12 protein-coding genes are annotated in these 11,381 nt (G+C 63.8%); 4 read left to right on the top strand and 8 right to left on the bottom strand.

Annotated elements, in window-relative coordinates:
* The first annotated feature begins 40 nt into the window (after positions 1-40).
* Complete coding sequence (locus ACSYG9_RS13985) at positions 41-514, top strand: MarR family winged helix-turn-helix transcriptional regulator (RefSeq protein ID WP_454838756.1); 474 nt, start codon at positions 41-43, stop codon at positions 512-514.
* Between the two features lie 41 nt (positions 515-555).
* Complete coding sequence (locus tag ACSYG9_RS13980; RefSeq protein ID WP_454838755.1) at positions 556-1,047, top strand: FBP domain-containing protein; 492 nt, start codon at positions 556-558, stop codon at positions 1,045-1,047.
* Between the two features lie 6 nt (positions 1,048-1,053).
* Here ACSYG9_RS13980 and ACSYG9_RS13975 read toward each other — a convergent pair whose 3' ends face one another.
* From ACSYG9_RS13975 to ACSYG9_RS13940, 8 genes are read right to left on the bottom strand one after another with little or no spacing between them, the layout of a single operon-like run.
* The gene (locus tag ACSYG9_RS13975; RefSeq protein ID WP_454842955.1) at positions 1,054-1,932 is read right to left on the bottom strand and encodes a TIGR03619 family F420-dependent LLM class oxidoreductase; all 879 of its coding nucleotides are present in this window, start codon (positions 1,930-1,932) and stop codon (positions 1,054-1,056) included.
* Between the two features lie 11 nt (positions 1,933-1,943).
* Positions 1,944-3,005, bottom strand: coding sequence for a DUF1214 domain-containing protein (locus ACSYG9_RS13970; RefSeq protein ID WP_454838754.1), 1,062 nt, complete (start codon positions 3,003-3,005; stop codon positions 1,944-1,946).
* Positions 3,006-3,033: 28 nt separating this feature from the next.
* Positions 3,034-4,176 (bottom strand): sulfotransferase family protein, encoded by a 1,143-nt coding sequence (locus tag ACSYG9_RS13965; protein ID WP_454838752.1) that lies wholly within the window; start codon positions 4,174-4,176, stop codon positions 3,034-3,036.
* Positions 4,177-4,200: 24 nt separating this feature from the next.
* Positions 4,201-5,010: an SDR family oxidoreductase gene (locus ACSYG9_RS13960; protein ID WP_454838750.1), complete on the bottom strand. Its 810-nt coding sequence runs from the start codon at positions 5,008-5,010 to the stop codon at positions 4,201-4,203.
* 11 nt (positions 5,011-5,021) lie between these two features.
* Positions 5,022-5,399 carry a nuclear transport factor 2 family protein gene (locus ACSYG9_RS13955; protein ID WP_454838749.1) on the bottom strand — a complete coding sequence of 126 codons (378 nt, stop codon included), beginning with the start codon at positions 5,397-5,399 and terminating at the stop codon, positions 5,022-5,024.
* 41 nt (positions 5,400-5,440) lie between these two features.
* The gene (cysN, locus tag ACSYG9_RS13950; protein ID WP_454838747.1) at positions 5,441-7,342 is read right to left on the bottom strand and encodes a sulfate adenylyltransferase subunit CysN; all 1,902 of its coding nucleotides are present in this window, start codon (positions 7,340-7,342) and stop codon (positions 5,441-5,443) included.
* Positions 7,342-8,262 (bottom strand): sulfate adenylyltransferase subunit CysD, encoded by a 921-nt coding sequence (gene cysD / locus ACSYG9_RS13945; RefSeq protein ID WP_454838746.1) that lies wholly within the window; start codon positions 8,260-8,262, stop codon positions 7,342-7,344. Before cysD ends, cysN begins: the two co-directional genes overlap by 1 nt.
* Complete coding sequence (locus ACSYG9_RS13940; RefSeq protein ID WP_454838745.1) at positions 8,259-9,053, bottom strand: 3'(2'),5'-bisphosphate nucleotidase CysQ; 795 nt, start codon at positions 9,051-9,053, stop codon at positions 8,259-8,261. The genes cysD and ACSYG9_RS13940 overlap by 4 nt, the downstream gene beginning before the upstream one ends.
* A 134-nt stretch (positions 9,054-9,187) precedes the next feature.
* Between ACSYG9_RS13940 and ACSYG9_RS13935 the strand changes: the two genes are divergently transcribed.
* Entirely contained in the window at positions 9,188-9,823 is a 636-nt protein-coding gene (locus tag ACSYG9_RS13935; RefSeq protein WP_454838744.1) for a TetR/AcrR family transcriptional regulator, read from the top strand.
* Between the two features lie 101 nt (positions 9,824-9,924).
* A complete protein-coding gene (locus ACSYG9_RS13930; protein WP_440123131.1) occupies positions 9,925-11,361 on the top strand; it encodes an MFS transporter in 1,437 nt (478 codons plus the stop codon).
* The last annotated feature ends 20 nt before the right edge of the window (positions 11,362-11,381 follow it).

Below are 11,381 nucleotides of genomic sequence, written 5' to 3'. Positions count from 1 at the left end.
TCATTAAGAGGCAGCCGTCAACTGAGGTATGGTGAACGTCATGTCGGACTCCCCCGCGACGCTCCGCGACCTCCTCATGGCGACCACTCGTACGCTGCGGAAACGCTGGCACGAGAGGATTCACCCCTGGGGTCTGACGCCGCACGAACACCGGGCGCTGCGGGTGATCGGGAGCGTCGACGAGCCGGTTCGGCTGGGAGTCGTCGCAAAGTCGCTGCGCATCGTGCCGCGGTCCGCCACCGAGGTCGTCGACCGTCTCGAATCGCGCGGGCTGACCGAGAGACTTCCCGATCCCGCCGACCGCCGGGCAGTGTGTGTACAGCTCACTTCTGACGGGCAACGCCTGCTCACCGAGCTGGACACAGCGCGCGACGCCGACGCCGCCGAGGTGTTCACCCGCCTCGATACTGCCGAACGCGCCGAGCTTGCACGGCTGCTCCGCAAGCTCACCGACGAGCACTTCGGCGAGGCGCACGTCGGAAAATCCGTTGCTCAGGCGAACGAGTGTCCGTAACCTCGGCGGGCGTCCCACTCTTCGCCGAAGGAGCCAGAAGCATGCTGCCCGTCACCGAACGAGACATCCGATCGTCGTTCATCAACTGCTCGAAGGGTGACGCCAAGCGCCTGTCCGTCCCCGCGGATCTCGACAACCTGCCCTGGGACGACCTCGATTTCCTCGGCTGGACCGATCCGTCGTATCCCGGCCGGTGCTACGTGGTGACCGAGCAGGGCGACCGCCTCGTCGGTGTCGCCCTGCGGCACGAATCCGGCGGCCGACGCCCCGCACAGATGTGCTCGATCTGCCAGACCACCCATCCGAACGGCGGCGTGCACCTGATGGCGGCGCGCAAGACCGGCGACGACGGCCGACGGGGAAACACCATCGGCACCTACATGTGCGCCGACCTCGACTGTTCGCTCTACGCACGCCGGAAGAAGACCCCGAGCGGGGGCCGCCTGTACCGTGACGACTCCCCGCTCGACGGCCGCATCGAACGCGTCCGGTCCAATCTCGACGCCTTCATCGCCCGCGTCGGCCCCTACTGAGGCCGATCAGGACTGAACGCTGATCACCTCGTCCGCGAATCTGCGGACGGCGTCGAGCCGGGCCTGCGGATCGGACAGGTCGGCGTCGTACATACGCCACGGCGCCACTCGCACACGGGTGACTCCGATCTCGGCCAGGCGCCGGTATCCGTCGACGTCGGAGACGTCGGTCGGTGACACATCGATCTCGAAAGGCACATCGGCGCGACCGAACTCGGCACGCAGCGCCGCCAGCCGCGAGATCGCCGCCGTGAGCGCTTCGACACCCGTGTTGACCGAGATCCAGCCGTCGCACAGGCGCGCGGCACGCCGCAGGCCCGCCTCACTGTGACCGCCGCCGTAGATCTGCACGGGTCGGTCGGGCGCAGGACTGATCATGAGACGGTCGAATTCGTAGTGCGTGCCGTGGAATTCGACCCAGCTCGGGCCTTCCCCGGAACACACCGCCTTGATGATCGCGATGGCTTCGTCGGTGCGGGCACCACGGGTACGCATCTCAGTGCCGGTGAAGGCGAATTCCTCGGGTATCCAAGACAATCCGATACCGAGTGCGATACGGTTGCCCGCCATCACCGCCATGGTCGCCACCTGCTTCGCGGTGAGCAGCGGATCCCGCAACGGCAATTTCAGCACATTCGTGTAGAACCGCACGCGTTGCGTGACGGCGGCCATGGCAGTCATCGCGATGAACGGGTCGGGCATCGGCGTTTCGGGGGCCCACATCCGCTTGCCGTCGGGCGAATACGGATAGTCGGCCGACACCGCCTCGGGGTAGAACACCGAGTCGGGCAACGCAATCGCATCGTATCCACACTCGTCGGCGACCTGCGCCAGTTCGGGCAGGTGCGCGGTGTCGATCATCGCCACCGGCAACGCCCATTTCATCACGGACCCCGTCACAGCCTCTCCACACGCGATGACGGAATCGGGTGCGAATCGGCATTGATCCAGCGCATTGCCCACGTGCCCTCGGTGTGCGAATCGGTATCGATCCAATTGCCGAAACCGGGATCCCTTGCGGCAACGACGATCGTCAATGTGCCGTCATCATTCAGTTTGGCGGTGTGGTTGTTGATGTAGACGCTGGTCCGGTTGTAGTCGAGCGATTCGACCCAGAAGTTCTGCAGCACGAAGTTGAAGTACTCACAGTCCGGCACCTCGGTCTCGATCACCCAGACCTCGTCGTCGGCGAGTTTCCAATAGCCGTGCAGGTAGAAGATCGTGGGATCGCCGCCTGCGTTCTGGAACCGCTCCTGTCCGCGGTCGAAGATCTCGTTGGGCTGTCCCTTGAATTCGCGCGACCACTCGAGGAAGGTGTTCGCGGTCCCGCGGACCATAGCGGTGGCCTTCCCGAGGCGATCGGCCATCTCTTCCGAGCCCAGCGGCACGAATTCCCCGTCGGGGTCGAGGCATTCGATGGAGAGTTCGGCGGGCACCTCGCTGCGTCGGTCCCGGTACGTCTGCCGCACGGAGATGAGGTTGCTGTCCGGTGCCAACGGCAGCCACGACCCCTGTGCCGGCTCATCGACGCTCGCGATGAACGTGAAGCGTCCGTGTTCGTCGACATCGAGTTCGTGCCCGTGGAGGTCTCCGGTCTGCAGCATGGTGCCGTCGATGTGGTAGCGGTTGATCCGCGACCCGAACGTCACGAGCGGTACGGTGCCCCGTGTTCCGGTGATCCGGTAGGTGTACTTGCCGGAGATGTTCGCGCGCATGTACAGGTTGTCGGGGTTGTCGGCGCCGATCTTCGTCATCATGTTCGGGTTCGGTGCCGACGTGAATTGCGGCCACCGCGGATCGGTGTACTCGACGCAATTGATGGTTGCGTACCGCAGCAGCCTGCTCAGATAGCGGACACCTTCGGCTTGCGTCACCGAATCCTGCGGGACGATCTCGTCCTGCAGGATGTTGCCGGTCTCGAGAAGATCAGCGCAGAACTTCTCCCAGGTCTCGTTCATGTGCTCGGTCCTGTTCTTCGGTCGGTGTTCACGAGGTGACGGCGAATGCCCGGTCGACATCGGCGGCCGTGACGCCGAAGTCCTCGAGCGAGTACACATGCGACGGACGACGATGGTCGGCGAGACTGCCGCGGTGCGAGTGCTCCACTGCGTTACGGGCAGAGGCGGTGAACGGAATCGCGAACTGCGAATAGATCTTCTCCACTGTGCCGATCGGATCTGCGACGAAGTCCCGGTAGTCGACATCGATGAACTGCTCCGCGTCGTAGCGGGCGCGAGCATCGTTGAATTCCCGGTTGCCCCTCGCCCACAACTCGAGTTGGGTACGTCCGATAGTCTCGCGGTCGAACGCATCCGACATGTCGTGCTTGCCCTGCTCGGCGAGACTGAAGGTGGATGCCATGGACGTGTGTGAGTCGCGAAATGTGCGCACGATCAACGCATCCGGGTATGTCCGCATGATCGCGTCGATCGCGAACACATGGCTGGGGCTCTTGAGCACCCACCGACGACCCGGGTCGTTCATCCCGATCAGCTGCAAATTCTTCTTGTGCCGCACGTAGGTCGCGGTCCAGTCCTGCTCGGCCAGCCACGATGAGTAGGACGGTATGTACGACACGCACTCGAACGAGATCGACAGCATCGTCTGCTGGAGTAACCGCCAGCATTCCTCGACTTCCTCGGCCCCCATGAAGTGCACCTTCATGAGATCTGCCTCCTTCTCCTGACGAGCCCGGTAGAAGGCATCGGTTCGGAGGAAATCCTCGTTTTCCGGCCACTTCTCACGATCGGGTCGTGGTTGCGGCGACTCCGCGAGCCACATTTCGACGCCTTGGTGCGCCGGGTCGGCACTGAGCAACCGGTGCAGCGCGGTGCTGCCGGTCCGGGTCAGTCCGCACACGAATATCGGTCGCTCGACCGCCACATCGACATACTGGGGGTGACGGGAGAACCCGGCTTCGCTGATCAGACGACCGGAGAGCGCGTTGGTGATCATCTTGCGGGCGATGACCCTTCCGTGCGGGGTGAGATCGGCTTCGCGCTCGAACGAGTCGAGCAGGACCTTCAAACCCTCCAGATACTCGTCTTCTCCGAAGTCGTCGTACCCGGTCGCGGTTCGGGCGGCGTCGTGCAGGTCGTCGATCGAACCCACACCGTCGTGCTCAGTCATCGTTATCCTGTCGTTCTCGGGTTGTCAGTGATGAGTGTGACCGCAGTTGACGTCCAGGCACTGTCCGGTGATCGCGCGGGCGAAATCGGAGGCGAGGAACACCACGGCGTCTGCGATGTCGTCCGGCTCAGGAAGCCGGCGCAGGTCGGTTCCGGCCGCAACCTCGGCGTAGATCACGCTCGGATCCACACCGCGATGCTCGGCCTGCCGTTCGAACATACGCTTGACGGAGTCTGCCCAGATATACCCTGGCGCGACTGAATTCACGCGCACACCCTTCGGACCGAGCTCGATCGACAGACTCCGGGCAAGCGCAAGCAGTCCTGCCTTCATCACGCGGTAGGCACCGAAGTTCGGCAACTGGTTGCGGATCACCATCGAATTGATCATCACGACCGCGCCTTGCGACTGCGCCAGAGCCGGAGCCAACACCTTCGTGAGTTCGAGCGACGCCAGCATGTTGATGTCGATTCCCTGCCGGACATCGTCGAGCGCAGCGTCGAGCAGACCGCCGTGGGTGGGTACGACGAACGCATTGTGGACGACAGCGTCCACCCGGCCGAACTCGGCGAGTGCGCTCGATGCGAGATGCTGCAGCGAGGCGCTGTCGGTGAGATCGGTGGGCACACAGAATGCGATTCCGCCACCCGCCCGGATCTCTGCGGCCACCGAGTCGAGCCGCGACGCGGTCCGTGCCGCCAGCACGACACGCGCGCCCGCATCGGCAGCGCGAACTGCGACGGACCGGCCCAATGCGGGCCCGACCCCGGAAACCACCACTACTTTCTCTTCGAGCAGTGGGAGTTTCTTTCGTCTCCGACTCGCTTCGGGCATTCCCAGCCGCGTCACTCGTGCCGTGCTCGGTCTGCGTGTGCTTCGGGATCGATGACGACGCTGAGCGAGACGATCCGGCATTCGTCGTCGAACTCGAACAAGTCGGTGGCAAGAAAGTCGTGCATTCCTTGCCGCTGGATCCGCAGCTGAGTGGCAGCGTGGTTTCCGCAGACAGTGATCGGCGAGTGCCGCGTCACCGAGAACGACACCTTCGCGCACTCGGTATCGAACTGCCGGATCTCGTCGAGACCTCGGTAGGTGTGCACACCCAACGGTTCGTGCTGGACGGCATCGGCCGCGAAGAGCGACACGAGCTGGTCCACCTCATGATTGTCCAGATGTTTCACATACGACTCGATGGCAGAGCAGATTTCGTCACGGCTGGGCACGGAGCCCTCCTTCTCGATGGGGGATGACATTGCCGGTCAGATCAGTCGATTACGCCACGGTCGCGCAAGAGCTCGACGATCAGCTCGGCAGCTGTCTCAGGCGAGGTCGTGGTCGTGGGTATACGCAGTTCGGGGTCGATCGGAGGCTCGTACGGAGAGTCGATCCCGGTGAAGTTGACGAGGTCACCTCGACGCGCTTTCTTGTAGAGACCCTTGGGATCTCGCTGCTCGGCCACCTCGATGGGGGTGTCGACGAACACCTCGCAGAACTGGCCGGTTCCGATCACCTCGCGTGCCGCGTCACGGTCGGCACGGAACGGTGAGATGAACGAGGCGACCACGATCAAGCCTGCGTCGGCCATCAGCCGCGCGACCTCGGTAACCCGTCGGATGTTCTCCACCCGGTCTGCTTCGGTGAATCCGAGGTCGCGCCCCAGACCGTGCCGGATGTTGTCGCCGTCGAGCAGGTAGGTGTGACAGCCCAGCGCGTACAACCTCCGCTCGAGTTCGTTGGCGATGGTCGATTTCCCGGAGCCGGACAGGCCGGTGAACCACAACACCTGCGAACGGTGCCCGTTGAGCGCACGACGCGCGTCACCGTCGACATCGACGGCCTGCCAATGGATGTTGTCGGACCGGCGCAGCGAATGCGCGATCATGCCGGCACCGACCGTGGCGCCCGTGAGCCGATCGATCAGGATGAACCCGCCGGTATCACGGTTTTCGGAGTACGGATCGAACGGCACCGGCCGATCGAAACTCAGGTTGCATACACCGATCTCGTTGAGCGCAAGCGTGTTCGTTGCGATCTTCTCGAGCGTGTCGACGTTGATCTTGTATTTCGGCCTGGTGATGCGGGCTGTCACCGTCATCGTGCCGATCTGGCACACGTACGGACGCTCGGGGAGCATCTCGTGCTCCCCCATCCACACCACGTGCGCTTCGAATTGATCCGCGACCCCGGGCGGCGCGTCGACCGCAGCAAGCACGTCACCCCTGCTGATGTCGATCTCGTCAGCGACGGTAATCGTGACGGATCGGCTCGCGACGGCCTCGTCCAGATCGCCGTCCATCGTGACGATGCGGTCGACGGTGGTCGTCTTCCCGCCGGGTAGCACCCGCACGTGGTCACCGGGCCGCACGACCCCACCGACGACCTGCCCCGAGAATCCCCGGAAGTCGAGGTCGGGCCGGTTGACCCACTGCACCGGCATTCGAAACGGTGCTGCACCCGGGTCACCCGCGACCTCCACCGATTCGAGATGCTCGATCAGCGTGGGGCCGTCGTACCACGCCGTGTGCGCACTGGGCTCGGTGAGATTGTCGCCCAGGTACGCGGACATCGGGATGGCAACGACATCGGTGAGGCCTATCTCGGCTGCGAACGCGCAATACTCACCGGAAATCTCGTCGAAGACGTCCTGCGAATAGTCGACGAGATCCAGCTTGTTCACCGCCAACACCACGTGCCGAATGCCGAGCAGTGACACCAGATACGAGTGTCTGCGGGTCTGTGTGAGCACTCCTTTCCGCGCATCGACGAGAATGACCGCAAGGTCTGCGGTGGAGGCGCCGGTGACCATGTTGCGGGTGTACTGTTCGTGTCCCGGAGTGTCGGCGACGACGAACTTACGGCGCTCGGTGGTGAAATACCGGTACGCCACATCGATCGTGATGCCCTGCTCACGCTCGGCTGCCAACCCGTCTACCAGGAGCGCGAAGTCGAGTCCGTCGCCCTGCGTTCCTGTCTTGCGCGAATCCGACTCCAGCGCCGAGAGCTGGTCCTCGAAGACGAGTTTCGACTCGTACAGCAGCCGGCCGATCAATGTGCTCTTGCCGTCGTCGACACTGCCGCAGGTGATGAAGCGGAGCATCGTCTTGCGCGCGTGCCGCTCCAGATACTGTTCGATGTCGTCCGCGATCAGATCGGTAGGGGGCGTCATCAGAAGTAACCTTCCTGCTTCTTCTTCTCCATCGACGCGGTACTGTCGTGATCGATCACGCGACCCTGCCGCTCGGACGTAGTGGTCAAGAGCATTTCCTGGATGATGCCGGTCAAGGTCGTGGCAGTGGACTCGACCGCGCCGGTGAGGGGGTAGCAACCGAGGGTGCGAAACCGGACGCTCTTGAATTCCGGCACCTCTCCGGGCAGCAGCGGCATCCGGTCGTCGTCGACCATGATCAGTGTGCCGTCGCGCTCTACGACGGGTCGCTTCGCGGCGAAGTAGAGCGGCACGATCGGGATGCTCTCCTGCCGGATGTACTCCCACACATCGAGTTCCGTCCAGTTCGACAGTGGGAACACTCGGAGCGACTCACCCGGGGTCTTCCGCAGGTTGTACATCCGCCACAGCTCAGGGCGTTGACGCTTGGGATCCCACCGGTGTTCGGCGGACCGGATCGAGAACACTCGTTCCTTCGCCCGGGACTTCTCCTCGTCGCGCCGGGCACCGCCGAAGGCTGCATCGAACTTGTACAGGTCGAGGGCTTGTTTGAGCCCGTCGGTCTTCCACATGTCGGTGTGTGTCGCGGAGCCGTGCGTGAACGGATTGATCCCCTTCTCGACGCATTCCGGGTTCTTGTACACGATCAGATCGAAGTCGCCTGCGGCAGCGGTCTCGTCGCGCAGCTTGTACATCTCGCGGAACTTCCACGTGGTATCGACGTGAAGCAGGGGAAACGGCAGCCGCGACGGGTGGAACGCCTTGCGGGCCAGGTGCAGCATCACGGCACTGTCTTTGCCGACCGAGTACAGCATCACGGGATTCTCGCTACCGGCGACGGTCTCCCGCATGATGTGGATGCTCTCGGCTTCGAGACGTTCCAGATGGGTCAGAGACCGCGCGGTAGTGGGATTGCTCATCGTCCGAGCACCTCCAATGCTTCGCCGGCCCACTCGGGACGGCAGATCAACAGGTCTGGCATCCAGGGGTTCTCCTGGTTGTAGCGGAGTTCGGAGCCGTCGATTCGTGAGACGTGCAGTCCCGCTGCCCGCGCCACCGCCACCGGCGCCGCCGAATCCCACTCGTACTGACCTCCGGTGTGGGCATAGATGTCGACCTCACCTCGCACAACGGCCATGGCCTTGGCGCCGGCCGATCCCATTTCGACGAGCTCGGCGCCCAATGCCGCCGCGAGCGCGAGGACGGGTTCGGGTTTGCGGGTTCTGCTCACCACGACACGAGGCGCGCGAAACTGCGGCATCGGATGGCCGGCGGACACGCGATCGGTGCTGAACGTGGTCGCCAGTGCAGGCATCGCGACTGCTCCGGCAACGAGCGCTCCGCATTCGACGAGCGCGACGTGGACAGCCCAGTCACTACGGCCACGGTCTCCGAACTCCCGCGTGCCGTCGAGTGGATCTACGATCCAGACGCGGTCTGCTCCGAGCCGGGCGTGGTCGTCGCTGCCCTCTTCCGAGAGGACGGCATCGTCGGGGAATCGTTGAGCGAGGGCGCCGATGAGGTACTCGTGGCTCCGCAGATCGCCCATTCTGCGGATCTCGTCCGGCTCCGCACCGTCGGAGTCGAGTGCGGCACGGAGCTCGAGGAGTAATTCTCCTGCAGCAGTGGCTAATTCAGAGGCTGTGAGTGCGTCTGCGATCTCCCCGGAGGAGACGCGCGGTCGTGTCGCCGCTGGGGCGTCGCTGGTCATGCAGTGACTGTAACCACAGAACGAACAATGTTCAATCCTCATTTCGAACAATGTTCGATACCGGTCGTCCGGCACCGTGCAGTACCCGGCACGTCGCCCGGCGGCCGACGGCCACACCCGGCTACGGTGTGACGATGGGCGAATCGAGCAGCAAATCGATCTACGGAGATGCGGCGGCCCGACGTCGCCGCACCCTCGATGCGGCCGCAGCCCTGCTCGACGAGGGCGGGTACTCGGCGCTGACCATCCGCTCGATCGCGAAGCGCTCCGGAACCAGCGTCGGGTTGATCTACCAGTACTTCACCGACAAGCAGGACATCTTCACCTCACTGCTCAACGAGAGCCAGATCGAATCCCGGTCGTTCGTCGCAACTCTTCCTCGCGACCGAGGAGTCGCCGCCCTGCTCGCCGCGGTGATCCCCGAGTCCACCAAGCAGTGGGGCCGCGTCGGACGCTTCACCGCAACCTGGCGCGACATCGAAGGCGACGACCGCACCGAACGCGAATCGGTCCGTCAGGTGCGACGGACCGCACGGGAGTACAACACCGAACTTCACCGCGCACTCACGCAGGCAGCGGCATCCGAAGGTCGCGTCCTGCGGGACGAACCCTCCATGCTCCCCTTCGTCCTGTCCGCCCTCCAAGGCGTGTCCGACACAATCGTGCACAACTGGGCAAGCGACCTCGATCACGCAGAACTCACCCGATTCGTCGCAGATTCACTGACCAGGGCGATCACCAGGGACGACGAGCCGGGAACACAGACCTGACCCCTGCCCGCAAGAGTGTCCCACTCACCGGTATCCGGTCGATGTGACCACGCGCACAGCCATACCGTTCTCCTCGAAGTCCCCAGGATTCAGGAGCTCGAATGAGTACATCGGTGATACCCGGCCGCCCCGCATCAACCCGCTCAGAGAAACGATTCGAACGGACCCGGCCGGTCTGGGTGATCGTCTCCGTTCTTATCGCAGTTGAGATCATCAGCGCATTCGAGACGTCGATGATGTACGCCGCACTTCCGACCTTCACTCAGGTGTTCGCAGCAGACTCATCTGCTGTGGGATGGACCGTTACCTCATTCCTGCTGGTTGCAGCCGCATCCGCGGCAGTATGCGGACGCCTCGGCGACATGTACGGCCGAGAGCGCGTTCTCATCGTCGTCCTGATCTGCGCAGCAGTCGGATCGATCATCAGCATGGCATTCGGGTCGCTGTGGGCCGTCGTCATCGGTCGCGCAATCCAGGGTGTCGCCGGTGCGATCCTGCCGCTGTGCATCGGACTCGCCCGTGAACACCTCCCGGCGAAGAAGGTACCGATGGCCATCGCGCTGATCTCCGGATCCGCAGTCGCCGCCGGTGCCGCCTCGCTCCTGGTCGCAGGCCTGATCATCGATCTCGGCGACTGGCGGTACATGTTCGTCGTCACCGCAATCTATGCCATCGGCTGCGTCGTCCTTGTCGAGGCCGTGCTGCCGTGGCGTCATCGCGACGCCGAACGTCAGCAGGTCGATTTCGTCGGCGCGATCGGCCTCGCCATCTCGGTGACCGCCATCCTCCTGGCCCTCACCCAAGGCAAGTCCTGGGGGTGGGGAGATACCCGCGTGCTCGGCCTACTCGTGGTCGGTATTGCGATCTTCGCCTGGTGGGTGCGCTGGGAACTCGCCCGCAAATCCCCGATCATCAACCTCCGGTTGCTCGCCGAGCGCAACGTCGCGTTCACCATGCTCGCCACGATCGCGCTTGGAGTCGGCCCGATCGGCGTGACGACGATGCTCATCCCGATCATCATGCAGACCCCGGACACCGCGCCGTTCGGACTCGGCCTGTCGGCCACCCACGCCGGGATGCTCTCGTTCATCGGCGCAATGATCGGAATGCTCTTCACTCCGCTCGCAGGCAAGATTGCTGCAGCAGTCGGCGCTCGATCGTCGTTGCTGCTCGGCACCACCCTGTTCATGATCGCCTCTGGCGCATTCTTCGTCTTCCGCGGTTCCGTGGTCGGTATGACCGCGCTGGTCATCACCGTGTCCATCGCGACGGCCTTCGCATACACGGCACTGCCGAACCTGCTGGTCGAGTTCGTCCCCGAGCACAACACCAGCGAGATCACCGGAAGCCAGTCGGTCGTGCGCACCGCCGCGATGGCGGTGGGCACGTCGATTACGACAGTGCTGCTCGCTTCCCTCGTAGTCCCCGGATCATCGACACCGACGGTGGCAGCACTGGGAGCCGTGTGCGCCATGCTCGTAGTCATGTGCGTCCTCGCCATCGTGCTCACGCTCGGCATCAGATACGTCAAGAACTGACGAGATGACAGTATCGGCCG

The organism is Rhodococcus sp. SJ-2 (genome assembly GCF_053750035.1).
Note: the sequence above shows the minus strand (reverse complement) of the source record. Positions and strands in the feature narration are given on the sequence as shown.